The sequence below is a fragment of the Erwinia persicina genome, assembly GCF_019844095.1.
In the GTDB taxonomy this organism is placed as follows: Bacteria; Pseudomonadota; Gammaproteobacteria; order Enterobacterales; family Enterobacteriaceae; genus Erwinia; species Erwinia persicina.
The window spans coordinates 2200678-2226214 of record NZ_CP082141.1 but is presented as its reverse complement, the minus strand read 5'-3'; the positions used below and the strand labels follow the sequence as shown (position 1 = coordinate 2226214).

22 protein-coding genes are annotated in these 25537 nt (G+C 53.8%); 12 read left to right on the top strand and 10 right to left on the bottom strand.

The features are described from left to right. Positions 1 to 5: 5 nt before the first annotated feature. On the bottom strand, positions 6 to 557 hold the full coding sequence (locus K6L24_RS10070) for an NAD(P)H nitroreductase (protein WP_062746123.1): 552 nt from the start codon (positions 555 to 557) through the stop codon (positions 6 to 8). Positions 558 to 750: 193 nt separating this feature from the next. Here K6L24_RS10070 and sppA point away from each other — a divergent pair, with 193 nt between their 5' ends. The 3 genes from sppA (at position 751) to pncA (ending at position 4340) form a co-directional block, all read left to right on the top strand. Further along, positions 751 to 2607, top strand: coding sequence for a signal peptide peptidase SppA (sppA, locus tag K6L24_RS10065; RefSeq protein WP_062746125.1), 1857 nt, complete (start codon positions 751 to 753; stop codon positions 2605 to 2607). Between the two features lie 102 nt (positions 2608 to 2709). Beyond that, positions 2710 to 3723: an asparaginase gene (gene ansA, locus K6L24_RS10060; protein ID WP_062746127.1), complete on the top strand. Its 1014-nt coding sequence runs from the start codon at positions 2710 to 2712 to the stop codon at positions 3721 to 3723. Positions 3724 to 3725: 2 nt separating this feature from the next. Continuing rightward, positions 3726 to 4340 carry a bifunctional nicotinamidase/pyrazinamidase gene (gene pncA / locus K6L24_RS10055; RefSeq protein WP_118664059.1) on the top strand — a complete coding sequence of 205 codons (615 nt, stop codon included), beginning with the start codon at positions 3726 to 3728 and terminating at the stop codon, positions 4338 to 4340. Between the two features lie 74 nt (positions 4341 to 4414). Here pncA and K6L24_RS10050 read toward each other — a convergent pair whose 3' ends face one another. Both K6L24_RS10050 and msrB read right to left on the bottom strand, forming a co-directional pair. Then, positions 4415 to 4693, bottom strand: a complete 279-nt coding sequence (locus tag K6L24_RS10050) for a YeaC family protein (RefSeq protein WP_062746132.1) — start codon at positions 4691 to 4693, stop codon at positions 4415 to 4417. A gap of 8 nt (positions 4694 to 4701) precedes the next feature. Continuing rightward, a complete protein-coding gene (gene msrB / locus K6L24_RS10045; RefSeq protein ID WP_118664058.1) occupies positions 4702 to 5112 on the bottom strand; it encodes a peptide-methionine (R)-S-oxide reductase MsrB in 411 nt (136 codons plus the stop codon). A gap of 341 nt (positions 5113 to 5453) precedes the next feature. Here msrB and gapA point away from each other — a divergent pair, with 341 nt between their 5' ends. Both gapA and K6L24_RS10035 read left to right on the top strand, forming a co-directional pair. Beyond that, positions 5454 to 6449: a glyceraldehyde-3-phosphate dehydrogenase gene (gene gapA, locus K6L24_RS10040; RefSeq protein WP_062746136.1), complete on the top strand. Its 996-nt coding sequence runs from the start codon at positions 5454 to 5456 to the stop codon at positions 6447 to 6449. Between the two features lie 70 nt (positions 6450 to 6519). Further along, on the top strand, positions 6520 to 7398 hold the full coding sequence (locus K6L24_RS10035; RefSeq protein WP_222682315.1) for a D-hexose-6-phosphate mutarotase: 879 nt from the start codon (positions 6520 to 6522) through the stop codon (positions 7396 to 7398). 27 nt (positions 7399 to 7425) lie between these two features. Here K6L24_RS10035 and K6L24_RS10030 read toward each other — a convergent pair whose 3' ends face one another. Further along, positions 7426 to 8277, bottom strand: a complete 852-nt coding sequence (locus K6L24_RS10030) for an aldo/keto reductase (protein ID WP_222682265.1) — start codon at positions 8275 to 8277, stop codon at positions 7426 to 7428. Positions 8278 to 8360: 83 nt separating this feature from the next. Continuing rightward, complete coding sequence (locus K6L24_RS10025; protein WP_062746141.1) at positions 8361 to 9110, bottom strand: MipA/OmpV family protein; 750 nt, start codon at positions 9108 to 9110, stop codon at positions 8361 to 8363. A gap of 430 nt (positions 9111 to 9540) precedes the next feature. On the opposite strand from K6L24_RS10025, the gene yeaG reads away from it, so the two are divergent. The 5 genes from yeaG (at position 9541) to K6L24_RS10000 (ending at position 18132) form a co-directional block, all read left to right on the top strand. After that, positions 9541 to 11475 (top strand): protein kinase YeaG, encoded by a 1935-nt coding sequence (gene yeaG / locus K6L24_RS10020; RefSeq protein WP_062746143.1) that lies wholly within the window; start codon positions 9541 to 9543, stop codon positions 11473 to 11475. 70 nt (positions 11476 to 11545) lie between these two features. Next, entirely contained in the window at positions 11546 to 12826 is a 1281-nt protein-coding gene (locus K6L24_RS10015) for a YeaH/YhbH family protein (protein WP_062746145.1), read from the top strand. A gap of 334 nt (positions 12827 to 13160) precedes the next feature. Further along, on the top strand, positions 13161 to 14888 hold the full coding sequence (locus tag K6L24_RS10010; protein WP_062746147.1) for a potassium/proton antiporter: 1728 nt from the start codon (positions 13161 to 13163) through the stop codon (positions 14886 to 14888). Positions 14889 to 15313: 425 nt separating this feature from the next. Continuing rightward, the gene (wbaP, locus tag K6L24_RS10005) at positions 15314 to 16783 is read left to right on the top strand and encodes an undecaprenyl-phosphate galactose phosphotransferase WbaP (protein WP_062746149.1); all 1470 of its coding nucleotides are present in this window, start codon (positions 15314 to 15316) and stop codon (positions 16781 to 16783) included. 158 nt (positions 16784 to 16941) lie between these two features. Beyond that, a complete protein-coding gene (locus K6L24_RS10000) occupies positions 16942 to 18132 on the top strand; it encodes a multidrug effflux MFS transporter (protein ID WP_062746151.1) in 1191 nt (396 codons plus the stop codon). Between the two features lie 2 nt (positions 18133 to 18134). Here K6L24_RS10000 and dadX read toward each other — a convergent pair whose 3' ends face one another. After that, positions 18135 to 19205: a catabolic alanine racemase DadX gene (gene dadX, locus K6L24_RS09995; protein WP_062746154.1), complete on the bottom strand. Its 1071-nt coding sequence runs from the start codon at positions 19203 to 19205 to the stop codon at positions 18135 to 18137. Positions 19206 to 19234: 29 nt separating this feature from the next. Continuing rightward, the gene (locus tag K6L24_RS09990) at positions 19235 to 20536 is read right to left on the bottom strand and encodes a D-amino acid dehydrogenase (protein WP_118664054.1); all 1302 of its coding nucleotides are present in this window, start codon (positions 20534 to 20536) and stop codon (positions 19235 to 19237) included. A gap of 510 nt (positions 20537 to 21046) precedes the next feature. Between K6L24_RS09990 and K6L24_RS09985 the strand changes: the two genes are divergently transcribed. Beyond that, on the top strand, positions 21047 to 22585 hold the full coding sequence (locus K6L24_RS09985) for a SpoVR family protein (protein WP_062746159.1): 1539 nt from the start codon (positions 21047 to 21049) through the stop codon (positions 22583 to 22585). A gap of 89 nt (positions 22586 to 22674) precedes the next feature. On the opposite strand, the gene fadR is transcribed toward K6L24_RS09985, so the two are convergent. Continuing rightward, positions 22675 to 23394 (bottom strand): fatty acid metabolism transcriptional regulator FadR, encoded by a 720-nt coding sequence (fadR, locus tag K6L24_RS09980; protein ID WP_222682314.1) that lies wholly within the window; start codon positions 23392 to 23394, stop codon positions 22675 to 22677. Between the two features lie 308 nt (positions 23395 to 23702). Here fadR and dsbB point away from each other — a divergent pair, with 308 nt between their 5' ends. After that, positions 23703 to 24233, top strand: coding sequence for a disulfide bond formation protein DsbB (dsbB, locus tag K6L24_RS09975; RefSeq protein ID WP_222682264.1), 531 nt, complete (start codon positions 23703 to 23705; stop codon positions 24231 to 24233). Positions 24234 to 24337: 104 nt separating this feature from the next. On the opposite strand, the gene K6L24_RS09970 is transcribed toward dsbB, so the two are convergent. Together K6L24_RS09970 and K6L24_RS09965 are read right to left on the bottom strand one after the other, a co-directional pair. Then, positions 24338 to 24787, bottom strand: coding sequence for a YcgN family cysteine cluster protein (locus K6L24_RS09970; RefSeq protein ID WP_048915888.1), 450 nt, complete (start codon positions 24785 to 24787; stop codon positions 24338 to 24340). Positions 24788 to 24863: 76 nt separating this feature from the next. After that, positions 24864 to 25523, bottom strand: a complete 660-nt coding sequence (locus tag K6L24_RS09965; RefSeq protein ID WP_118664053.1) for a fumarylacetoacetate hydrolase family protein — start codon at positions 25521 to 25523, stop codon at positions 24864 to 24866. Positions 25524 to 25537 lie beyond the last annotated feature (14 nt).

The following is a 25537-nucleotide window of genomic DNA, read 5'->3' as shown; positions in this document are numbered from 1 at the left end:
ATTACTCAGAAATAGCTGACAAACGGCGCAGTGTCGGACGGCAATACATTTGTCGAAGATTTAAGCTGCGGTGTGCCGAGGTAAAGGAAGCCCACGATGGCGTCCTGTGGGCGGCAGTGGAAGGCCTGACGCACGGCGTCGTTTTCTGTCCATGCCCCTGTTCGCCAGATGCCGTTAAACCCCTGTGCGGCTGCCGCCATCTGCATCGCCATCACGGCACAGCCGGCAGAAACGACCTGTTCCCAACGGGGCACCTTGTGATGTTCTTCGCAGTGCGCCACCACCGTAATGATCATCGGCGCGCGGAACGGTGCCTGCCGGGCTTTCTCGATGGCCTTATCGTCAAGTTGCCCCTCACGGGACACCTTTTCCAGCAGTGCGCTAAAGCGATCGCGCCCTTCCTCTTCGATAATAATAAAGCGCCACGGCTGCAGTGTGCCATGGTCGGGAGCACGCATTCCGGCGCGCAGAATATTTTCCAGTACCTCACCCGCCGGGGCGGGCGCGGCCAGACGGGATGCAGAACGACGGTTAACCAGCAATTCCAGAGCGTCCATTACTTCCTCCTGATAATGATTGGTATCCCGCTGAAACTAGCACAGGATGATGTTTTGTTACAGCATTGCACTTTTTCCTGCTGACAATTACGCCACTGCTAATTAGGATGTGGTCTATTACTGCCCGGTTTAGCGGTTACGTTGTCACCAACACGTGCCGCACCGGGCATTTCATTGCGATTATGGAGAGTGTATGCGCGTCTTGTGGCGAATTATCGCTAATATTTTCAGGTGGACATGGCGGGTGCTGAATTTTGTACGCGAATTTATTCTTAACCTTTTCCTTGTCCTGCTGATACTGGTCGGGGCCGGTGTCTGGTTCCAGTTTAACAGTGCAAACACCCCGGCCGACGTGCAGAAAGGAGCGCTAACCGTTGACCTCAGTGGTGTCGTGGTGGACAAACCCTCCGTCAGTAGCACCATGAGTAAACTGGGCCGCGAGCTTCTGGGCTCCAGCAGCGATCGTCTGAAAGAAAATTCCCTGTTTGACGTGGTCGATGCCATTCGCCAGGCGAAGGGTGATGCGAAAATTACCGGTATGGTGCTGGATTTACGTAATTTTGCCGGTGCTGACCAACCCTCACTGCAATACATTGGCAAGGCGTTACGCGAATTCCGCGACAGCGGTAAACCCATCTATGCGACGGGCGACAGTTACACGCAGGCGCAATATTATCTCGCCAGCTATGCCAGTAAGATCTACCTTTCGCCTCAGGGTACGGTAGACCTGCACGGTTTTGCGACCAACGGTCTTTACTATAAAACGCTGCTGGACAAACTTAAGGTCAGCTCGCACGTGTTCCGCGTTGGCACGTATAAGTCCGCCGTAGAGCCGTTCCTGCGTGACGATATGTCACCGGCAGCGCGTGATGCAGACAGCCGCTGGGTCGGTGAACTGTGGCAGAACTATGTTAATACGCTGGCGGCAAACCGTCAGATCACCGCCGATCAGGTCTTCCCGGGCGCCCAGGGGGTTCTTGATGGTCTGAATAAAGTCGGCGGCGATACAGCGCAGTATGCGAAGGACAGCAAACTGGTGGACGAGCTGGCTTCCCCATCCCTTGTCGATCAGCAACTGGTGAAAACCTTCGGCTGGGACAAGCAGGCAAAAGATTATAACGGCACCAGTATTTATGATTATCCGCTGAAAAATGCCCCCACCACCGATGGCAACATTGCAGTGATCACGGCAAACGGTGCCATTATGGATGGCGAAGAAACACCGGGTAGTGTCGGAAGCGATACCACCGCACTTGAGATCCGTGACGCCCGCCTTGATCCGAAAATCAAAGCCATTATTTTCCGCGTCAACAGCCCGGGTGGCAGCGTGACGGCATCAGAGATGATACGGGAAGAACTTGCCGCAGCGAAAGCCGCTGGTAAGCCGGTGGTCGTCTCTATGGGGGGAATGGCAGCATCAGGCGGCTACTGGGTTTCTACCCCGGCTAACTACATCATTGCCAGCCCGAACACCCTGACCGGATCTATCGGTATCTTTGGCGTGATTAACACCGTGGAAAATTCGCTGGATGCGATTGGCGTCCATACCGATGGCGTGGCCACCTCCCCGCTGGCAGACGTTGCCAGTACCAAGGCACTGCCGCCAGAAGTCCAGCAGCTGATGCAGTTAACCATCGAAAATGGTTACAAAAACTTCATCGGCTTAGTGGCGAAGTCACGCAATAAAACGCCGGAACAGATTGATCAGATCGCTCAGGGACATGTCTGGACCGGCAGTGATGCGAAAGCGAATGGTCTGGTGGATGCACTGGGAGACTTCGACGATGCCGTGGCGAAAGCCAAAGAGCTGGCGAAGCTGAACGAGGTGCAACTTGACTGGTATCAGAGCGAACCGGGGCTGCTGGAAGCGTTGTTCAGCCAGGTGGATGCTTCCGCACATGCGGCGCTGCCAGAGGCGCTGAAAGCGTACCTTCCCGCCCCGATGCTGGACGTCATGAAGGCTATGAAAGCGCAGCCAGGATTGATGGGAGAGTTAAATGACCCGCAGAACCGCTACGCTTTCTGTCTGACCTGCGGTAACGTCAAGTAGATGTGACCCGGTTCACTAATCAGCCCGACGCCATCTGGTCGGGCTGTTTTTCCTCCCGTTTCCCCTTATACTGCGCTTTTTTGGCAAGTCCTGAGTTTACTAATGCAAAAGAAATCCATTTATGTCGCCTATACCGGCGGGACGATCGGTATGCAACGCTCCGAACACGGCTTTGTTCCTGTGTCAGGCCACCTGCAGCGCCAGCTGGCGAACATGCCCGAATTTCACCGACCCGAGATGCCAGATTTCACCATCCATGAGTACCAGCCGCTGATTGACTCATCGGATATGACGCCGCAGGACTGGCAATCGATTGCTGATGATATTCGCCTGAATTATGACCACTACGACGGCTTTGTCATTTTACACGGCACCGACACCATGGCCTTTACCGCCTCAGCGCTGTCGTTCATGCTGGAAAACCTGGCCAAGCCGGTCATCGTCACCGGCTCTCAGATCCCGCTGGAGCAGTTGCGCTCCGACGGTCAGCAAAATCTGCTGAACGCCCTTTTCGTTGCGGCGAACTATCCGATCAATGAAGTCACGTTATTCTTCAACAATACCCTGTATCGCGGTAACCGCACCACCAAGGCTCATGCCGATGGTTTCAACGCCTTTGCTTCCCCTAACCTTGCACCCCTGCTGGAAGCAGGTATCCATATTCGTCGCCTGAATACGCCGCCGGCCCCGGCAGGCCAGGGGGAGTTGATCGTTCATCCGATCACGCCGCAGCCGATTGGTGTGGTGACGATTTACCCGGGCATTTCGGCTGAGGTGGTGCGTAATTTCCTGCAACAACCGGTTAAGGCCCTGATCCTGCGCTCTTATGGCGTGGGCAATGCGCCACAGAATAAGGAGTTCCTGCGGGAGCTGAAAGAGGCATCCGATCGCGGCATTGTCGTCGTCAATCTTACCCAGTGCATGTCGGGTAAGGTCAATATGGGCGGCTATGCCACGGGGAACGCACTGGCACATGCCGGGGTGGTGAGCGGGGCTGACCTGACTGTAGAGGCAACGCTGACCAAACTGCACTTTCTGCTCAGTCAGGATCTCTCCAGCGATGACATTCGCCGATTGATGATGCAGAATCTGCGCGGCGAACTGACCCAGGACTGATCATGCGTGACCGCCAGGCACTGTTATTAATCGATTTACAAAATGATTTTTGCCCCGGCGGTGCACTGGCGGTCAGCGAGGGTGATCAAACGATTGCTCTCGCTAATAGGCTGGCTGCAACCTTCCACCAGCGCGGGCAGCCGGTCATTGCCACGCTCGACTGGCACCCCGCAGAACACGGCAGTTTTGCCAGCAATGCCGGTACACAGCCGGGAACGTGGGGCGAGCTGAACGGCCTGCCTCAGGTGTGGTGGCCGGACCACTGCGTGCAGCTCAGCCCGGGGGCTGAACTGCACCCCGGGCTCGATCGTTCACTGTTGACACTCCAGGTGCGCAAAGGCGAGGATCCGGATATCGACAGCTACAGCGCCTTTTACGATAACGGCCAGCGTCAGCAGACGCTGCTGCACGGATGGCTACAGGCGCGGGGGATCACCGCCCTGACTGTCATGGGTCTGGCCACTGACTACTGCGTAAAATTCAGCGTCCTGGACGCTCTGACGCTTGGCTATCAGGTTGAGGTGATCAGCGCAGGCTGTCGCGGGGTCAATCTTCGGGAAAATGACAGTGAGCGGGCGCTGGCAGACATGGCGATGGCCGGGGCCAGGATCGTCTAGCACGTGACTAAACCGGCACGCAATAACGTGCGTCCCGGTGAAATATTAGCGCCGTTTATTCCTGCAGGAATAATTTATTGCAGTTTAATGCGCGTCACGGCATCGTCGGGGATGCCAAACTCTTCTTTCAGCTGTTTTTTACTTTTCGTCACTATCTCTCCCCCCCTGGCGATGGTCATATGTTGCGGATTGTCGTTGTGACGTGCCTGCCAGAGTAACACCAGTTGCAGGCTGTTCTCTTTCTGTTCCGGCGTCAGCGCCACACCATCGCCCCACTTGCCCGTTTCCACGGCCGTCACCAGTCGCTGGTACACTTCCGGCGTCATGCTGGCGATCATCTCTTCCAGTTCCATCGTGACTCCTAACCCTGAGTGCTGTGGCCGTCGTCGTCGGTGAAACTCAACGAGGCGGAATTGACGCAGAAGCGCTCACCGGTCGGCTGGGGACCGTCCGGAAAGACGTGGCCAAGGTGCGAATCGCAGCTTCCGCAACGAATTTCAATACGTTGCATACCGTGGGTGTTATCTTCCACGTAGCGGATTGCCTCATCGTTATAAGGCTGATAAAAGCTCGGCCAGCCACAGCCTGAGTCATATTTCGTTTCGGAAAGGAACAACGGCGCCTGACACACCAGGCAGTGATAGATGCCTTCGTTTTTGTTGTGCAGCAGTTTTCCCGAGTATGGTGGTTCTGTGCCGCGCTGCTGGGTGACATAGCGCTGCATCTCGGTTAACTCATTTTCGGGTGAGAAAGGTGTATTATCTTTAGCCATGCTAGACTCTCTGGCAGTGTTATTCTGAAAATATCGGTTAGTATTCTAACAAATACTTAACAAGATCAGGTGATTTTTTCTCATCGTCAGCACATCGTGATCCAGTCCACTCTGATTTTGTGACGCAGATCACCCTTTAAGGTGCTGACCCCTTTATATTCAGGCAACATGCCCCAAGATCAATGTTGTTCGTGCGTCAAGAATAAGGTTTTGTGTTGAATAATTCCTGTTCGACAGTTTGATTTGTCGCAACAATTGACACGATTCCGCTTGACGCCTGGTATGGTTTTTGTAATTTTACAGCCAACCTTTTATTCACTATCAACAAGCTGGTGGAATATATGACTATCAAAGTAGGTATCAACGGTTTTGGCCGTATCGGTCGCATCGTTTTCCGTGCTGCTCAGGAACGTTCTGATGTAGAAATCGTTGCAATCAACGATCTGCTGGACGCAGAGTACATGGCTTACATGCTGAAATACGACTCAACTCACGGCCGTTTCAATGGCACCGTGGAAGTCAAAGACGGCCATCTGGTTGTTAACGGCAAAACCATCCGTGTTACCGCTGAGCGCGACCCGGCTAACCTGAAGTGGGATGCAGTAGGCGTGGATGTGGTTGCAGAAGCGACCGGTATCTTCCTGACCGACGAAACTGCACGTAAACACATCGAAGCGGGCGCGAAGAAAGTTGTTCTGACCGGTCCATCTAAAGATGACACCCCAATGTTCGTTATGGGTGTAAACCACAAGTCTTACGCTGGCCAGGATATCGTTTCAAATGCTTCCTGTACCACCAACTGCCTGGCACCGCTGGCAAAAGTGATCAACGACAACTTCGGTATCGTTGAAGCACTGATGACCACTGTACACGCAACAACTGCGACTCAGAAAACCGTTGATGGCCCGTCTCACAAAGACTGGCGCGGCGGCCGCGGCGCATCTCAGAACATCATCCCTTCTTCTACCGGTGCAGCTAAAGCGGTAGGTAAAGTGATCCCTGAACTGAACGGTAAACTGACCGGTATGGCGTTCCGCGTTCCTACCCCTAACGTTTCCGTTGTTGACCTGACTGCACGTCTGGCTAAACCTGCTTCTTACAAAGAAATTTGTGCTGCAATTAAAGCCGCTGCTGAAGGCGAAATGAAAGGCGTTCTGGGTTACACCGAAGACGAAGTGGTTTCTACCGATTTCAACGGTGAAACACTGACTTCAATCTTCGATGCTAAAGCCGGTATTGCCCTGAGCGACACCTTCGTTAAACTGGTTTCCTGGTACGATAACGAAACTGGCTACTCCAACAAGGTCCTGGACCTGGTTGCTCACATCGCTAAATAAGCGACGTGAAATGATGATGAGGGCGACGATGTCGCCCTTTTTTTATGGTTAAATTTCAGAAGGCTGAATGATGAACGAAAAAATTTTTTCACTGCCGGTGATTAACCAGATTACTCCTTATCTCTCCCAGCGACAGATGGGCGACCTGCCCGTGGTGGTGGTGGCACATCCTAAAGTGCGTGCCGCGGTGACGCTACAGGGCGCGCAACTTATTGCCTGGCAGCCTGCCGGTGAAAAACCCGTCATCTGGTTAAGCGATAAAACGGCGTGGACACCGGGCAAGGCGATTCGCGGCGGCGTGCCGATCTGCTGGCCATGGTTCGGTCCCGCCGGTGAACCGGCACACGGCTTTGCCCGCACGCTCACGTGGAACTTAACGGCGCATGATGAAAATGAGAGCAGCGTGATGCTGACCTTTGAATTAAAGAGCAGCGAACAAAGCAGGAAACTGTGGCCGCACGACTTTACGCTTCTTGCCCGCTTCCGCCTGGGTGACCGCTGTGAAATTGAGCTTGAAGCCCACGGAGACTTTGAAGCCACCGCCGCCCTGCACAGCTATTTTGCCGTGGCAGATATAGACGGCGTGGAAGTCAGCGGCCTGGGGCAGAGTTATATCGACAAGGTGAATAACGGCGTTACCGGCACCTCTGCGGACGGTAAGCAGACCTACCCTCAGCGCATCGACCGTATCTATACTCAACCTTCAGACTGCAGCGTGATTGAGGATAAGACCGGGCAGCGGGTCATTGAAGTACATCATCACTATCAAAGTGACGTTGTCACATGGAACCCCGGAGCTGAACTCTCCTGTAGCATGGGAGACATGGCGAATGAGGGCTTTAAAACGATGGTCTGCGTTGAAACGGCACATGTCAGCAAACCCATGATCAGCGCGGGTGAGCAACCCGCCCGCCTGGCCACCACCTTCCGCGTGCGTAACAGGCGTTGAGCATTATCGCTGCCCGGTCATGGTGCTTCAGACAACGTCCAGTGGCAGCTTTGAAGTGGGGGGTGGAAAAGCCTGATTCATCAGCGCCAGCTCCTCACTGCTGAGTGAGACGTCCAGCGCAGCGGCATTGTCGTCCACGTGCGCGACAGTGCCTGCTTTCGGGATAGCCATCACCCCTTCTTTACGGATCACCCATGCCAGCAGCAGACGGACGACGCTGATGCCCTTCTGCCGGGCCATGTCGAGAAGCAGGGGATGGTTCATCAGTTCACTGCGCAGTCGTCCCGCCTGCGCCAGTGGGCAGTAAGCCATCACCGGCATTGCCAGTTGCTGGCACTCTGGCAGCAAATCATACTCAATCCCCCGCGAGCCAAGATGGTAAAGCACCTGATTGGTCGCACAGCGCCCGCCCCCGTCCTCGGCCAGTAACTCCTGCAGATCGTCCGTATCAAAATTCGACACGCCCCAGCGACGGATCTTACCCTGCTGCTGCAGGGCTATCATGGCGCGTATTGTCTCTTCCAGGGTAATGTTACCGCGCCAGTGCAGCAGATAAAGATCGAGATAGTCGGTATTTAAGCGTGTCAGACTGCGTTCACAGGCTTCAACCGCATCAACCACACTGGCATTCCACGGATAGACTTTTGACACCACAAACGCGCGATCGCGACGCCCTTCAAGGGCCTTCCCCACCACCCGTTCGGCCCCGCCATCAGCGTACATTTCCGCCGTGTCAATCAGCGTCAGCCCGCGTTCAAGGCCGGCCTGCAGCGCGGCCACTTCCTGACCTTGCTGACCCGCGTCTTCTCCCATAAACCAGGTGCCCTGGCCTATCGCAGGCAAAACGGTACCATCGGCAAAAGTAATTTTCCGGTTCATTCGACTCTCCGTGCACGGTTTTAGCGCAGTTCATCTGACAAAAAGGGCGCAGAGCGCCCTTTTTTGGTGCAGACCGATCAACCTCAGAAGGTATAGCTTACGCCGGTCCACAACAGCATTTGTGAGCTGGTATCGACCATCGGGCTGTCTTTGATCTCGTCACCCAGGCGGCTGTAACGGCCAGCCAGCGTGGCATTCCAGTGTTCACTGATGTTCCAGCCGGCGGTTAGCTCAACGTACGGGCTCCAGCTGCTGTCCGGATCGTAGCGATCCAGACCGCTGCGTCGTGATTCCGCAGACGAGATACCGTAATAATAGTTGTTCTGATTGGCGCTGCTCCACAATGCGCCAATCCCTGGTGTCAGGCTGAACTGGCCGAACTCGAAGCGATAAAGGTAGGTCAGATCCCAGATAATGCCGTTGCTGTTATCGAGCATATCCCCCACCAGCGTGGTGCGGACAATACCCCAGTCAGCGCTGTGACGGTAAGCCACACCGCCCATCAGAGTCATATGACGCTTACTCAATGACTTCATGTCACCGTCATCGGCGTCATCAGGATCGTAATTTTGCGGTGAGCCCAGCACGGTCAGAGAAAGCTGATCCTGCTGGTCTTTCCACAGATAGTAACCCGCCTGAAGACTGCGAATATAGAAGCTGTCCCCTTCGTAGTTAATGATCGGTACAGGGTAGTAACGATCCTGCCCACTTTTATAGGGGCTCTGGCTATAAAGAAGTGATGCGCCCAGCGTCAGCGGGTTAGCTTGTGCGAGGGGTGCAGCAAAACAGACAGGTATCAGAACAGTTAGCGCTGTAAGTTTGAATTGGTTCACAATTTATTCATTCCATTAATATAACAATCAACTAAACATTTTAAACAGTATGGGCGAAATGAGTCATAAATTCACATCATTCGTAGCACATATAATCAATTACCGACGCCATGCCTGACGTCTGGAGTTGTTGTTATTTTTTTATAAAGCCCTGTCAGGCCGCATCACACAAGGCATTTGTTTTGCTGATTTATGACTTTGTTATTGAAATTTCATCGAAAATGGCTGGCAGGTCAGGAAATTTCCTGAATGCGATCTACGCTTAATTATAAGACGCTAAATTCCAACGAGTAGAGTGAGCGGCAATGTTGTGTAGCCCGATAGCAAGTCAGGTTGGCATAAGGGTTGCTGTACTCACTTAAGTTCCTTCAGGAGCTCGCTCTTCTTAGGCTCCTGGTACCTGTGCTAAAAAAGAAAGGACGGGCATCCCATGAATATATTCGATCACTATCGTCAGCGTTATGAAGCTGCCAAGGACGAAGAGTTCACACTGCAGGAGTTTCTGACCATCTGTCGCCAGGATCGCAGTGCCTACGCCAACGCGGCAGAGCGACTGTTGATGGCCATTGGAGAGCCAGTGATGGTTGATACCGCGCTGGAGCCCCGGCTTTCCCGGCTGTTCTCAAACCGTGTAGTGGCCCGTTATCCAGCGTTTGAAGAGTTTTATGGCATGGAAGATGCCATTGAACAGATCGTTTCCTACCTGAAACACGCGGCACAGGGGCTGGAAGAGAAGAAACAGATCCTCTACCTGCTGGGGCCCGTCGGCGGAGGGAAATCTTCCCTCGCTGAACGTCTGAAATCTCTGATGCAGCGCGTGCCAATTTATGTGCTGACAGCGGACGGGGAACGCAGTCCGGTGAATGACCATCCGCTCTGCCTGTTCAATCCGCAGGAGGACGCCAATATTCTGGAAAAAGAGTACGGCGTACCGCGCCGCTACCTTGGCACAATTATGTCGCCGTGGGCGGCAAAACGCCTGCACGATTTCGGCGGCGATATCACCCGCTTTAAAGTCGTCAAAGTGTGGCCATCCATTCTGGAACAGGTTGCAATAGCAAAAACAGAGCCCGGAGATGAGAACAACCAGGACATCTCTGCCCTGGTGGGTAAAGTGGATATCCGTAAGCTGGAAAATCACGCGCAGAACGATCCGGATGCTTACGGCTACTCCGGGGCGCTGTGCCGGGCCAATCAGGGCATCATGGAATTCGTGGAGATGTTTAAAGCGCCGATTAAGGTGCTGCATCCCCTGCTGACGGCAACGCAGGAAGGGAATTACAACGGAACAGAGGGGATCTCAGCCCTGCCGTTTAACGGGATTATTCTGGCACACTCCAATGAATCAGAATGGGTGACTTTCCGTAATAATAAAAACAATGAGGCCTTCCTTGACCGTGTTTACATTGTCAAAGTCCCTTACTGCCTGCGGGTATCGGAAGAGATTAAGATTTACGACAAACTGCTGGTGAACAGCGAACTGACCCACGCACCGTGCGCGCCGGGCACGCTGGAAACCCTGGCCCGTTTCTCGATTCTGTCGCGCCTGAAAGAACCTGAAAACTCCAGCACCTATTCGAAGATGCGCGTGTATGACGGGGAAAGCCTGAAAGATACCGATCCTAAGTCGAAATCTTATCAGGAGTACCGCGATTATGCGGGCGTGGACGAGGGGATGAACGGTTTATCCACGCGCTTTGCCTTTAAAATTCTTTCCCGTGTGTTTAACTTTGACCACGCTGAGGTAGCGGCAAACCCGGTCCACCTGTTTTATGTTCTCGAACAGCAAATCGATCGCGAACAGTTCCCACAGGAACAGGCTGAAAAATATCTTGAGCATCTGAAAGGTTACCTGATCCCAAAATACGCCGAGTTTATTGGTAAGGAGATCCAGACGGCTTACCTGGAGTCTTATTCCGAGTACGGCCAGAATATCTTCGATCGCTACGTCACTTACGCGGATTTCTGGATCCAGGATCAGGAGTACCGCGACCCGGATACCGGCCAGCTGTTTGACCGTGAGTCCCTGAACGCGGAGCTGGAAAAAATCGAGAAGCCAGCGGGGATCAGTAACCCGAAAGATTTCCGTAATGAGATCGTCAACTTCGTGCTGCGTGCCCGGGCGCATAATAATGGCCGGAATCCGAACTGGACCAGCTATGAGAAACTCCGCACCGTTATTGAGAAGAAAATGTTCTCGAACACCGAGGAGCTGCTGCCGGTTATCTCCTTTAACGCGAAAACATCCACCGATGAGCAGAAAAAACACGACGATTTTGTCGACCGTATGATGGAGAAAGGCTACACACGTAAACAGGTTCGCTTGCTGTGTGAATGGTATTTGCGCGTGAGAAAATCATCCTGATTCGGAAGTCGCACCCGTCCGGGCCCGGGCAGCACAGGGGGGCCGGACGGCAACACTGTTTGGGGGAGCTATGGCCTATTTTATCGATCGGCGTCTTAACGGTAAAAACAAAAGCGCAGTGAACCGACAGCGCTTTTTGCGCCGCTATAAATCGCAAATCAAACAGTCGATTTCCGAGGCCATCAACAAGCGTTCGGTGACTGACGTAGACAGCGGTGAATCCGTCTCTATTCCTGTGGAAGATATCAACGAACCGGGATTTCATCAGGGCCGGGGCGGCGAGCGCCATCGTGTTCATCCCGGTAATGACCATTTTGTACAAAATGACCGTGTTGAACGCCCTCAGGGCGGTGGCGGCGGGAGCGGAAGCGGCCAGGGCAATGCCGGAAAAGATGGTGAAGGTCAGGATGAATTTGTTTTTAATATTTCCAAAGATGAATACCTGGATCTCCTGTTCGAGGATCTGGCCCTGCCAAATCTGAAAAAGAACCAGCACCGCCAGCTCAATGAGTATAAGACCCACCGGGCCGGATATACAGCGAATGGCGTGCCTGCCAATATCAGCGTGGTACGCTCACTACAGAATTCGCTGGCGCGCCGTACCGCGATGACGGCGGGTAAACGTCGTCTGCTGGCTGAGCTTGAAGCTTCACTGCTACGGGTGGAAAACAGTGAACCGGCGCAACTGCTGGAAGAGGAACGGCTCAGGCAGGAAATTGAGGAACTGCGCGCCCGCATCAAACGCGTCCCCTTCATTGATACGTTTGATCTGCGCTATAAGAACTTTGAAAAACGACCGGAACCTTCCAGCCAGGCGGTGATGTTCTGCCTGATGGATGTTTCAGGCTCGATGGATCAGGCCACTAAGGATATGGCTAAGCGCTTTTATATTCTGCTGTATTTGTTCCTCAGCCGAACGTATAAGAACGTTGATGTGGTGTATATTCGCCACCATACGCAGGCAAAAGAGGTCGACGAACAGGAGTTTTTCTACTCGCAGGAAACCGGCGGGACGATTGTCTCCAGCGCACTCAAACTGATGGATGAAGTGGTGAAGGAACGTTACGATCCGGCCCAGTGGAACATCTATGCGGCGCAGGCATCGGATGGCGACAACTGGGCAGACGATTCTCCTCTGTGCCATGAAATTCTGGCGAAGAGTATCCTGCCGGTGGTGCGTTACTACAGCTACATAGAAATCACCCGGCGCGCCCATCAGACGCTGTGGCGCGAATATGAACATCTGCAATCCACCTTTGACAACTTTGCCATACAGCATATTCGTGAGCCGGAAGATATCTATCCGGTGTTCCGTGCCCTGTTCCATAAACAGGTCGAAGAAAAATACTGATCCTGTCCTCAGCCGGCGTCCCTGTCGGCTGAGCTATTTCTCCCCTCGCTTCGCATTAATAGCTGACCAGCAGCTGACACGTGGCATAATGTCTATTGTCAGCAGTGTTATCGCGTTTTAACCCCGTTTCCTCAATGGCCCAGCGCTAATTCGTTAATTAAAGGCCATTTTGGTGACACTCAGCGGCATTTACTTCTGTCTGTTTTACGATATTTTATCCACACTGATATTTTTTCTGTCTGCACACGACGTGCGTTCAGATTTTGACCCTTTACCGGGGCGTTCCCCGCCCTGGTGAAACCGGTTTTTTTACACGTCACAGGAGAGGTGCCTTTTGGAAGCCAGCGCGATTTATAGTCTGTTTATTATTGGTTCTGTGCTGGTTGCGTCGAGCATTCTCCTGAGTTCCTTTTCCTCCCGGCTGGGTATTCCGATTCTGGTGATCTTCCTGGTGCTGGGCATGCTGGCCGGTGTTGATGGCATCGGCGGGATTGCATTTGATAACTATCCCGCCGCCTATCTGATCAGTAACCTTGCGCTGGCCGTGATCCTGCTGGATGGAGGGATGCGTACTCAGGCCAGCTCCTTCAAAGTGGCGTTAGGTCCTGCACTGTCGCTGGCTACGGTGGGCGTGCTGATCACCGCCGGTCTGACCGGGCTGGCCGCGGCCTGGCTGTTCGATCTCAATCTGATGAACGGTTTTCTGGTTGGCGCCATTATCGGCTCCACGGATGCCGCTGCGGTATTTTCTCTGCTGGGTGGTAAAGGACTGAACGAGCGCGTCAGTGCCACGCTGGAAATTGAGTCCGGCAGCAACGACCCGATGGCTGTCTTCCTCACCATCACCCTGATTGAGATGATTCAGAATGGTGAAAGCGGCTTAAGCTGGATGTTTGTCGTGCATCTGGTGCAGCAGTTTGGCCTGGGCATCGTGCTCGGTCTGGGCGGCGGCTGGGCCCTGTTGCAGCTGATTAACCGCGTCTCTCTGGCGAGCGGCCTCTATCCTCTGCTCGCCGTCAGCGGCGGTATTCTGGTGTTTGCGCTGACTACCGTACTGGAAGGCAGCGGTATCCTGGCCGTTTATCTCTGTGGTTACGTACTGGGCAACCGGCCGATCCGCAACCGGCATGGCATTCTGCAAACCTTCGATGGTATGGCCTGGCTGAGCCAGATTGGCATGTTCCTGGTTCTTGGTCTGCTGGTCAATCCGACGGACCTCTGGCATATCGCCATCCCTGCCACCCTCCTGTCGCTCTGCCTGATTCTGGTTGCCCGCCCGCTGTCCGTGATGATCGGACTGCTGCCGTTTCGCGGCTTCAATATCCGCGAGAGGGTATTCATCAGCTGGGTCGGGCTTCGTGGTGCAGTGCCGATCATCCTCGCGGTCTTCCCGATGATGGCGGGGCTGCCCCATGCTTCACTGTTCTTTAATATCGCGTTCTTCGTTGTGCTGGTGTCGCTGATGGTACAGGGAACCTCATTGGGCTGGGCGGCGCGCAAGGCGCGCGTGGTGGTGCCGCCGATGGCCTCGCCCATTTCACGCGTGGGCCTTGATATCCACCCGGAAAACCCGTGGGAGCAGTTTGTTTATCAACTCAGCGCGGATAAGTGGTGTGTGGGTGCCGCGCTGCGCGACCTCGTGATGCCGCGGGAAACGCGCATTGCTGCCCTGTTCCGTGACAACCTGCTGTTGCACCCAACGGGCAGCACACGCCTGAGAGAGAACGATGTACTTTGCGTCATTGGTCGTGAGCGCGATCTCCCGGCGCTGGGTAAGCTCTTCAGTCAATTGCCGCCAGTTTCACTCGATCAGCGCTTCTTTGGTGACTTTATTTTGCAGGCCGATGCCCGCCTGCATGATGTCTCAGAGATTTACGGTATTGAGCTGGATGAAGACGCCGACACGCATCAGACGCTGGGCCAGCTGGTGCTGGGCCTGATTGGTGGCGCGCCTGTCGTGGGTGACCAGGTGGAGTGGAAAAACATGATCTGGACGGTGGCAGAAAAAGAAGCCAATGAAATTGTGAAGATTGGCGTCAAGGTTCAGGAAGAGAAAGAATAACCCCCTCCGCACCTCTGCCCGCTGTGAGCGGGCAGAGGTGCCTGGTCTTTAGAAAAAGTCTTAAAAGCCGACTATTTATCAATGTTTTTATCAGATTCATCAATCCGCCTTTATTCATTTATCACGCTGTCATAATTTTTATTTATTACGTTCTGGTTAAGATTAATCTGCTGTTTGATTTTTCACCTGCTTTTAGGATTATCCTGTATTACCTAAAACAAATAACTCCGGCATACTCGAATCTTGATTATGCGGCGGAATAGCGTGGCACCCTCTTTAACCACCACTTCGCTGCCCCGAAACCGTAACGATAATGGCCACATCACGTCAGTCTGATAAACCCACAGGGGTTAATGTAGAGACGCCTTGATACGGGGATTGCCCTCGACAGGTTATTGATTTCTCATTAAAAGAGAGCAGGCATTATGGCAAGTACTCTGGTACTCAACGACAGCCGCCGTACGTTTAGCGGTACACGTAAGAATGTTATTGCGAAAGTTGCGTTAAGTTTTTCAGATTTACTCTCAATCAATCTGGCCCTGTTTTTATCCGCTGCAACACTTCAGGGTATTTGGGGCACTCTGGATATTTTTATCCCGCCCCAGGAAGTCGATATTCGTTTTATTGCGCAGTTCGTGATGTCGGTATTATGTACCGCCTGGTTCTGGATGCGTCTGCGACATTATACTTACCGCAAACCTTTCTGGTTTGAATTAAAAGAAATTATTAAAACGCTGGTCATTTTTTCACTGTTAGATCTGGCACTGATTGCGTTTTCCAAATGGGATTTTTCCCGCATGTTATGGAGCTTCACCTGGCTGTATGCCTTAATCCTGGTCCCCCTCCTGCGCTCCTGCGTCAAGAATGCCATCCTGAAAGCCGGGCAGTGGCAGAAACACACGATTATCATTGGTTCCGGTAAAAATGCCCGTGAAGCCTATGCGGCGCTGCAAAGTGAAGAGCTGCTGGGCTACGACGTTAAAGCGTTTGTCGCCGCTTCCGGGGAGAAGGACAGCGCGGAGTCGTTCAACGGCATTCCCGTAATCACCCATAAGGATATCGTCTGGGACAGCGTCGACCTGGATAACACCCAGTTCATCGTTGCCATGGAGAACGACCAGCGCGCCAGTAGGGATAAATGGCTGAAGCTGCTGTCGAAGAAAAAATGTCGTTCTGTCTCAGTAGTGCCTACCCTGCGTGGCGTTCCCCTGTATGGCACCGACATGTCCTTTATCTTCAGCCATGAAGTGATGCTGCTGCGCGTCAGCAACAATCTGGCGAAACGCTCGTCGCGATTCCTCAAGCGTACCTTTGATGTCATCGTGGCCTCTTTACTGCTGCTGTTTCTGGCACCGGCCTTTGGCCTGATCTGCTGGATGGTCAGCCGTGATGGCGGCAGCCCGATTTACGGCCATGAGCGCGTCGGCCAGGACGGTAAAAAGTTTAAATGCCTTAAATTCCGATCGATGGTGATGAACTCCAAAGAAGTGCTGGAAACGCTGCTGGCCACCAGCGAAGAGGCGCGGGCCGAATGGGATAAGGACTTCAAACTGAAGAACGATCCCCGCGTAACAAAGATCGGTTCGTTTATGCGCAAGACCAGCCTGGACGAGCTGCCACAGCTGTGGAATGTGATCCGCGGAGAAATGAGTCTGGTGGGGCCGCGTCCGGTGATTGAGGCGGAGCTGGAACGGTACGCCGGGGATGTTGATTACTATCTGATGGCAAAACCTGGCATGACCGGACTGTGGCAGGTCAGTGGCCGCAATGATATCGATTATGATACCCGGGTTTACTTCGACTCCTGGTATGTCAAAAACTGGGCGCTATGGACAGATATTGCCATTCTGTTTAAAACCGCCGGGGTGGTGCTTCGCCGCGATGGTGCCTATTAACCGGCGACCAACCGACTTTCCTTCTGCGATCGTCATTGCCCTTCACTGGCAATGACGATTGACACCCTTCCCTCCCGCGTTTATCACTTTCCCCTTTTCTTTTCTGCCGGTTATCTTTACCCTGTCCGGCTTGCTTTACTCTGGACGCCTCACCTGCCATGCAAAAATTTACACTATTACTCCTCAGCCTGGTGCTGCTTGCGCCACTGGGTATTGATCTCTATCTGCCCACGCTGCCCGATATCGCTGTCGGTCTGAACACGCCGGTTTCTGCTATCCAGACCACCATCCCGCTGTTTTTACTGGTGATGGGTCTGGGTCAGATTATTGCCGGTCCGCTGGTCGATAATCTTGGCCGTAAACCTGTCGCGCTGACGGGGCTGCTGCTGTACGTCGTGGGCAGCGTGCTGGCGGCCACGGCCAGCGGCTGGCCCCAGTTCCTCAGCGCCCGCGTCATTCAGGGTTGTGCCGTATGCTGTACCGCCGTCGTGGCGTTCAGCGGCGTACGCGACCGTCTTAATGGCGATGAAGCTGCACGGGCCTATGGCTTTTTAAACGGTGCTCTGAATATCGTTCCGGCGCTGGCCCCTTTACTGGGTGGCGTGCTGGCCGGCGCGTTCGGCTGGCGGGCGAATTTCTGGTTTCTGACCGGTTATGCGCTGTTCATCACCCTGCTGGTGATCGTTTTCCTGCCGGAAACCCGTCCTGCCGATACACAGAAGGTGAAAAGCCTGCCGGTTCGGCAGTACTGGCAGATCCTGCGTCAGCCGCGCTTCCTTGCCTTCGCCTTTGCTAACGCCGGGGCACTCGGAATGGTGCTGACCTATGTTTCCCTGGCCCCGCAGGTGCTGATGACCGAAGGGAAACTCAGCGCACTGCAGTTCTCTATTGCCTTCGGGGCCAACGGGTTCTGGATCATGCTGGTGAGCGTACTGGTGAATAAGATGATCCGCAAACTCGGTCGTCCTGTCTGCCTGGCAACAGGTGCGCTGGCGATGACGCTGGGGGCTGTGACATTAATGGCAGGAGTGATGCTGTTCCCTGTCGCCGCACAGACGCACTGGGCGCTGTATATGCTGCCCGTCGCCATCTCCGTTGCGGGGCTGGCCTTTACCGTAGGGCCGGCGACCAGCTATGCGCTGGAGCCTTACCAGCAGCAGGCGGGCGTCGCCTCGGCGCTGGCAGGCTTTATTCAAATGGCGGGCGGTTCGGCCGCCGGGCTGCTGGTTATGGCGCTGCCCATAGCAGAAAAATCTGCGCTGGCTCTGATGATGGTGGCCGGTGCCCTGCTGGCACTGACCGCATGGCGGATGAGTAAAAAAGTGCGCGGTACACTGACCGCGCTCTGAGATCAGACAACCTTCACCGGCACTCGGGGGGCGAGCGCGCACATGAGCTCATACCCTACGGTGCCGGATGCCGCAGCCACCTCATCAATCTTCACGTTATGCCCCCACAGCTCTACCTGACTGCCGATGCCCGCCTGTGGGCATGGCGTTAAGTCAACGGTGATCATATCCATCGAAATGGCACCCACAACCTGTGTTCGCACCCCATCCACCCAAACTGGCGTGCCGGTGGGGGCATGCCGGGGATATCCGTCTGCATAACCACAGGCCACCACACCGATACGCTGCTCAGCCGTTGCCCGATAGCGGCTACCGTAACCGACGCCACTACCGGCCGTCAGTTGCTGGATGCCGATGATCTCAGACGTCAACGTCATCACCGGCTGCAGACCGCTGCTGGCAATGTCCTGCCACTGCCCACTTGGGGAGGCACCATAAAGAATAATACCCGGACGAACCCAGTCGTGGTGGGTGTGAGGATGCCACAGCGTGGCGGCAGAATTGGCCAGTGAACGTGGACAGTTCAGGCCTTCGGACGCCTCATTAATACGCCTGACCGGTTCGGCAATGCCTTCCGCCGTTTCTGCTTCTGCAAAATGGGCCATCAGCGTCATCTCACCGACGTTATCGAGCGAATGCAGCTTCTGCCAGGCGTTGTGTACCTGGCCGGGCTGAAAGCCCAGTCGGTTCATCCCACTGTTCATTTTCAGATAGATATCCACAGGGGCAGAGAGGCTGGCTTTCGCCAGTGCCTGAATCTGCCAGTTACTGTGCACACTGGTGGTCAGGCGGTAGCGATCGATAATCGTCAGGTCTTCAGGATGGAAGAATCCCTCCAGCAGGAGGATCGGCTTTTTCCAGCCGCCCTCCCGCAGCAGGATCGCCTCTTCAAGATTTAACAGGGCGAAACCATCCGTTTCCGCCAGACTCTGCCAGACGCGGTCAATTCCATGCCCATAGGCATTGGCTTTCACGACTGACCACAGGCGTGAACGGCCCGCAGCCTGACGCGCTACTGACAGATTTTGCCGCAACGCGGCGCGGTTAATCGTTGCGACAATCGGACGAGCCATACCCTCTCCTTGTATAACAATGCAATAGGTTAACGAACGTTGGCACTGTGCAGCGTGCGCGCCGGGGTTGGAATAAACCCGGGCAGGTAGCGCATCACGGACAAATCATCAGCAGAAATCGCCGGAGTCACACCGGAAATAATATCCGCCAGAAGCTGCCCTGAACCGCAGGCCATCGTCCAGCCAAGAGTACCATGACCGGTATTAAGGAACAGGTTTTTCAATGGGGTACGCCCTACAACAGGGGTCCCATCCGGCGTCATAGGACGTAAACCGCTCCAGAACGTCGCCTGCTCAATGCTGCCGCCCTGGGGAAAAAGATCGCCGACCACCATCTCCAGTGTCTGACGCCGTGCAGGTAACAGCCGGGTATTAAAACCGACGATTTCGGCCATACCCCCCACGCGGATACGGTCATCAAATCGGGTGATGGCGACTTTGTAGGTTTCATCCAGCACGGTAGAAACCGGTGCAGCATCGGCATCCTTTATTGGGATCGTCAAAGAGTACCCTTTTAAAGGATAAACCGGCACGTTCACTATCCCGTCGAGCAGCGCCGTCGAAAATGAACCAAAGGCCACAACGTAGGCGTCAGCAGTGATCCGTTCGCTGCCACATCTGACGCCGGTGATACGATTCCCCTCCTGTTCCAGAGCATCCACTGTAGTGTTGTAACGGAAAGTCACTCCCGCCTCCGCCGCCATGGCTGCCAGACGCTGGGTGAAGAGCTGGCAGTCTCCGGTTTCATCATTCGGTAATCGCAGGCCGCCGGTCAGCTTATGCTGAGTGGTCGCCAGCGCCGGTTCGGCCTGTCGCAACTGTGCCGCCTCCAGCAGTTCATAGGGCACTCCTGCCTCTTTCAGTACGGCGATATCCTTCGCCGCACTCTCATACTGCTGGGCAGTGCGGAACAGTTGCAGCGTGCCGCCCTGCCGCCCCTCATAGGCGATGCCGGTTTCCTGACGCAGTGTTTTCAGGCAGTCGCGGCTGTATTCTGCAATGCGCACCATACGGCTTTTATTTAACTGGTAATGGGACATATCGCAGTTGCGCAACATCTGCCACATCCACGCCAGCTGGAATCGGCTGCCGTCCAGGCGGATGGCGAGGGGAGCATGACGCTGAAACATCCATTTTACGGCTTTCAATGGCACACCCGGGGCCGCCCAAGGGGCGGCATACCCTGGTGAGATTTGTCCGGCGTTGGCCGCGCTGGTTTCCAGCGCAGCGGCGGGCTGGCGATCGATAACTGTCACTTCATGTCCCGCCTGCGCCAGATACCAGGCGCTAGCCACGCCCACGACCCCACTACCCAAAATCACCACTTTCATAACCACCTCTCAGGGAGCCATTATAGAATTATTCACTGGATTTTACGCACGCAAGCGGAGTAAAAGACCGCCATCATCTTTTCACATTACGCTGACAAATTTCACACATTCTTCACCTTAAAGCCGATTAAAAACAAGATGTCGCTCCCACTTCAGCTGATGAAACTGATTTTAGCCCTTTAAAAGCAGATAATTTTTTTTAAATAGCATAATCCATCAAGCACCAGCACAAACGCGCCCTGCCATAACATTAGATTATAAACAGAATATTATGCTGTAAAAAGGCCGTCTGGTTGAATTTATCATTACGTAAAATTATTTTTTTAAACACGTCTGAATTTTATACCGAAAAATTCAATTGTTTTAACGAGAGGGATAAGAGACAGTGAACTATCATTGAGATATTGGCTTTAATTCCAGGCTTATCCGCGCCGCTGGCGTACGGACAGGTCGAGATGAAAACGGACATTCTGCAGCAGGATAATCCGGTTTTATAAAAAGGAGTGCGCTATGACCACGATCTTTGACGTTCCGATTAAGGACAGCAAACGCCTCGATGATGGACCAGACTGGACCTTCGACCTGCTTGACGTATATCTCAGCGAGATTGACCGCGTCGCAAAATCTTACCGACTGGATACCTATCCTCATCAGATAGAGGTCATTACCTCTGAACAAATGATGGATGCCTACTCCAGTGTAGGGATGCCCATCAACTATGCACACTGGTCGTTTGGTAAGAAATTTATCGAAACCGAACAGCGTTACAAGCATGGTCAGCAGGGGCTGGCATATGAAATTGTCATTAACTCCAATCCCTGTATCGCCTATCTCATGGAAGAAAACACGATGACCATGCAGGCGCTGGTGATGGCCCACGCCTGCTACGGTCACAACTCGTTTTTCAAAAATAATTATCTGTTTCGCAGCTGGACAGACGCCAGCTCTATTGTTGATTATCTGATTTTTGCGCGCAATTACATCACCGAGTGTGAAGAGCGTTACGGCGTGGAGAATGTCGAGCGTCTGCTGGACTCCTGCCATGCGTTAATGAACTACGGCGTTGACCGCTACAAACGTCCACAGAAAATCTCTCTGCAGGAAGAGAAAGCCCGGCAGAAGAGCCGCGAGGAGTACCTGCAAAGCCAGGTCAATATGTTGTGGCGCACCCTGCCGCGCCGTGAGCGCGAGGAGATTCACTCTGCCAGCGCGCGCTATCCTGCCGAACCGCAGGAGAATTTGCTGTATTTTATGGAAAAAAATGCCCCGTTGCTGGAGCCCTGGCAGCGTGAGTGCCTCCGTATTGTCAGGAAGGTCAGCCAGTATTTTTACCCGCAGAAACAGACCCAGGTGATGAATGAAGGCTGGGCCACTTTCTGGCACTACACTATCCTGAATCATCTTTACGATGAAGGTAAAGTGTCTGAACGCTTTATGCTGGAGTTCCTGCACAGTCATACCAATGTGGTATTTCAGCCGCCGTACAACAGCCAGTGGTATAACGGTATTAACCCTTATGCACTCGGCTTTGCGATGTTCCAGGATATCAAGCGTATCTGCGAAGCGCCAACGGAAGAAGACCGCCACTGGTTCCCGGATATTGCCGGTTCAGACTGGCTGGATACGCTGCATTTTGCCATGAAGGAGTTCAAGGACGAGAGCTTTATCAGCCAGTTCCTGTCCCCCAAAGTGATGCGGGACTTCCGTCTCTTTACCGTGCTGGATGATGACCGCAATAACTTCCTGGAAATTGCCGCTATCCATGATGAGGCGGGATACCGGGCGATACGCCAGCAGCTTTCCGCCCAGTATAATCTGAGCAATCTGGAACCCAATATTCAGGTTTATGATGTCGACCTGCGCGGCGATCGTTCCCTGACGCTTCGCTACGTGCCACATCATCGTGCGCCTCTGGACAAGAGCCGCCGCGAAGTCCTCAAGCATGTGCACCGGTTGTGGGGTTTTGATATCACTCTGGAACAGCAGAATGATGATGGCACCGTTGAGATCCTTGATCGCTGCCCCCCTCGTCCGGGTACGCCAATCTGATCGTCATTGACGGGGACGTATACCGTTCAGAGGGATGTAAAAAAAGGGCCGGTCGTCATAACGAGCGGCCCTGTTAACGCTGACGCGAATTAACGCCGTGCAGGGGGGAGATCGGTAGGCATACTGGTTTGCATGGAATGCCAGATTTCACCGCTGCGGCGGCCATAATCGCGGACACTGTCCAGAATTTTATCGTGCTGTTGCGTCTGCAGGATAGAAAGAAGCTGCTGATAAAAAGCCTGTGCCAGAGAGCGTGCTTCCGGATTAGAGAAGTAGTGGCGGCCCACGCGCGTATACAACCCTTTTAGCCCGTTAATGATCAAACCGTAAATGGGGTTACCTGAAGCGAACGCCAGACCACGAAAAATGTTGTAATCCAGATGGGTGTAGGCTTCTGCATGATCTTCAACGTGATTGGCAGTTTCCAGCACCTCACGCGCTTTATCCGGGTAATTTCGTATTGCACGACGGATAAAAATTGAGGAAATGTTGGTACGTACTGAGAGCAGATTGTCCACCAGTTGCGGCACACTATCATGATCGAGACGGGCCAGGGTTTCCAGAATACTGAGCCCGGAAGTTTCCCAGAAGTTATTCACCCGGGTCGGCTTGCCGTGTTGTATTGTCAGCCAGCCGTCACGTGCCAGTCTCTGTAAGACTTCGCGTAATGTCGTTCGGGTGACGCCTATCAGCTCGGAGAGTTCACGTTCAGCAGGTAAGATTGACCCCGGAGGGAAACGGCTGTTCCAGATACTTTCAATAATGTACTCTTCAGCGAAACCCGCCGGGCTCTGCGCCTTAATGACCATAGCGTTCTTTTCCGTTGCGTTCATTTCTTCAATATTCAGCTCATCATACCAGACGCCCCAGGCATCACCTAGCTCACCCGGGAGGGAAAAGCCGATCGTCTGCAAAAAACTGACTATCTCTACTGCCCTTCGGACGATCCTTTCTTCCCTCCCCTCTGTGGCATCCGTCACAGCAAAGAAAAGCGACATTTATTCTCACCAGAATTATTTTAAGTCATTTTCCTGCTTAAATTTTTTATCTGCGCTGGCTGGATTGCGGCGGCTTTTCGTTTACACTGCCGTTTATTCTATTTTAGACGGACAGACGAATGTTGAGATATCTGAATAGCTGCTCTCGCGGCCGGGGTGCATGGCTGCTGATGGCACTGACCGCCTTCGCACTTGAGATGACGGCGCTCTACTTTCAGCATGTCATGATGCTGAAACCCTGTGTCATGTGTATTTATGAACGTTGTGCCCTGTTTGGCATTATGGGTGCTGGCATTGTGGGTGCTATCGCCCCCAGGACGCCGCTTCGTTGGTTGGCTATCCTCATCTGGCTCTACAGCGCCTGGCAAGGCGTACGGCTGGCATGGGAGCACACCATGATCCAGCTGCATCCGTCACCGTTCGCCACGTGTGATTTTGCCGCCCGCTTCCCGACCTGGCTTCCTCTGGATAAATGGCTTCCATCGGTCTTTGTTGCCAGTGGTGACTGTGCTGAAAAGTCCTGGTCATTCCTGACGCTGGGAATGCCGCAATGGCTGGTGGGGATCCTGGCTGCCTATCTGGTTATCGGGATACTGGTGCTGATCAGTCAGCCCTTTAAGCCGAAACGACGCGATCTGTTCTCTCGTTAATCACTGCAAACGGGCGGTAGCCCACCTGTTGTGCCCTTCGATGAAGGGCACAAAAAAAGCCCCGACTCAGCGGAGCTTTCCCATCCAGTTCCAGTCCTGCCTGGTTATTTACCGTACCAGCGTGGCCGGTTAATAATGTGTTCCTCCCAGTCAACCACTTCACTTTCATGCACGGCGATATGACGCACCGAGATACGTGCGGCATGCATCGCGGCACGCGATCCGCTGCGCAGAGGGTGCCACGGCGGTAGCGTTTTCCCTTCAGCCAGCACGCGATAAGCACAGCTCGGCGGTAGCCACTGGAATGTCGGCAAATTATCGCGCGTCAGCTTGATGCAATCCTCTTCCAGTTCGAAGCGGGTTTCGTAGTTGCGGCACTGACAGGTCTTAATATTCAGCTGATTGCAGGCGACATTGGTAAAGTAGATCTCATCGGTGTCGGCATCCTGCAGTTTATTCAGGCAACACTGGCCACAGCCATCACATAAGGACTCCCATTCCTCGTCGCTCATTTGTTCCAGCGTTTTCCGCTGCCAGAAAGGGGTTTCAGTCATGTTGGGTGTCCGGTAAAAGTAAAAAGCCCCGCCCTTATAGAGGGTTTGGGCTTCAGTTGCAAGTTTTCAGCGGTCTTTATAGTACGCGGGTCGCAACACCGTGGCCGCCCAGCGACACTTCGAGGCGATCGCCTGAGACCATTGGCCCCACCCCTTCCGGGGTGCCGGTAAGGATCACATCGCCCGCGCGCAGGGTAAAGAACTGGCTCATATAAGCGATGAGTGGCAGAATTTTATGGATCATATCCGCCGTTGAACCCTGCTGGCGTACTTCTCCATTCACCGTCAGTTTCAGTTCCACATTCTGCGGATCCTGTTTAAATTCGCTGAGCGGAATAAACCCTGACAGTGGGCAGGAGTTATCAAAGGCTTTCGCTTTTTCCCACGGCTGCCCGGCTTTTTTACAACCCGCCTGAACATCGCGCAAGGTTAAGTCCAGCGCTACACCATAGCCAGCAATCGCCTGAGCGACATGCTGCTCTGTGGCCTGTTTCAGCGTGGAGCCGATCAGCACCGCCAGTTCAATTTCATGGTGTACTGCACCCAGATGTTTAGGGATGGAGAGTGGCTGGCGGATATCACAGATGGCACTCTCTGGCTTGATAAATAATACCGGCTCTGTCGGCGTAGCGCTGCCCATTTCTTTGATATGGTTAGCATAGTTGCTGCCCACACACACCACTTTACTTACCGGAAAATCTAACAGTGCACCCTGCCAGTTATGATGCTGATACATGCTTTACCTCTGCT

What these genes read in the sequence shown, in the direction of transcription:
- dadX (WP_062746154.1), bottom strand. Translation starts at nt 19,205, where the DNA reads ATGGCTCGTCCGATTGTCGCAACGATTAACCGCGCCGCGTTGCGGCAA.
- K6L24_RS10070 (WP_062746123.1), bottom strand. Translation starts at nt 557, where the DNA reads ATGGACGCTCTGGAATTGCTGGTTAACCGTCGTTCTGCATCCCGTCTG.
- sppA (WP_062746125.1), top strand. Translation starts at nt 751, where the DNA reads ATGCGCGTCTTGTGGCGAATTATCGCTAATATTTTCAGGTGGACATGG.
- K6L24_RS09965 (WP_118664053.1), bottom strand. Translation starts at nt 25,523, where the DNA reads ATGTATCAGCATCATAACTGGCAGGGTGCACTGTTAGATTTTCCGGTA.
- K6L24_RS09970 (WP_048915888.1), bottom strand. Translation starts at nt 24,787, where the DNA reads ATGACTGAAACCCCTTTCTGGCAGCGGAAAACGCTGGAACAAATGAGC.
- K6L24_RS10050 (WP_062746132.1), bottom strand. Translation starts at nt 4,693, where the DNA reads ATGGAACTGGAAGAGATGATCGCCAGCATGACGCCGGAAGTGTACCAG.
- K6L24_RS10015 (WP_062746145.1), top strand. Translation starts at nt 11,546, where the DNA reads ATGGCCTATTTTATCGATCGGCGTCTTAACGGTAAAAACAAAAGCGCA.
- K6L24_RS10035 (WP_222682315.1), top strand. Translation starts at nt 6,520, where the DNA reads ATGAACGAAAAAATTTTTTCACTGCCGGTGATTAACCAGATTACTCCT.
- dsbB (WP_222682264.1), top strand. Translation starts at nt 23,703, where the DNA reads ATGTTGAGATATCTGAATAGCTGCTCTCGCGGCCGGGGTGCATGGCTG.
- pncA (WP_118664059.1), top strand. Translation starts at nt 3,726, where the DNA reads ATGCGTGACCGCCAGGCACTGTTATTAATCGATTTACAAAATGATTTT.
- yeaG (WP_062746143.1), top strand. Translation starts at nt 9,541, where the DNA reads ATGAATATATTCGATCACTATCGTCAGCGTTATGAAGCTGCCAAGGAC.
- K6L24_RS09985 (WP_062746159.1), top strand. Translation starts at nt 21,047, where the DNA reads ATGACCACGATCTTTGACGTTCCGATTAAGGACAGCAAACGCCTCGAT.
- ansA (WP_062746127.1), top strand. Translation starts at nt 2,710, where the DNA reads ATGCAAAAGAAATCCATTTATGTCGCCTATACCGGCGGGACGATCGGT.
- wbaP (WP_062746149.1), top strand. Translation starts at nt 15,314, where the DNA reads ATGGCAAGTACTCTGGTACTCAACGACAGCCGCCGTACGTTTAGCGGT.
- K6L24_RS09990 (WP_118664054.1), bottom strand. Translation starts at nt 20,536, where the DNA reads ATGAAAGTGGTGATTTTGGGTAGTGGGGTCGTGGGCGTGGCTAGCGCC.
- msrB (WP_118664058.1), bottom strand. Translation starts at nt 5,112, where the DNA reads ATGGCTAAAGATAATACACCTTTCTCACCCGAAAATGAGTTAACCGAG.
- K6L24_RS10000 (WP_062746151.1), top strand. Translation starts at nt 16,942, where the DNA reads ATGCAAAAATTTACACTATTACTCCTCAGCCTGGTGCTGCTTGCGCCA.
- K6L24_RS10030 (WP_222682265.1), bottom strand. Translation starts at nt 8,277, where the DNA reads ATGAACCGGAAAATTACTTTTGCCGATGGTACCGTTTTGCCTGCGATA.
- gapA (WP_062746136.1), top strand. Translation starts at nt 5,454, where the DNA reads ATGACTATCAAAGTAGGTATCAACGGTTTTGGCCGTATCGGTCGCATC.
- fadR (WP_222682314.1), bottom strand. Translation starts at nt 23,394, where the DNA reads ATGGTCATTAAGGCGCAGAGCCCGGCGGGTTTCGCTGAAGAGTACATT.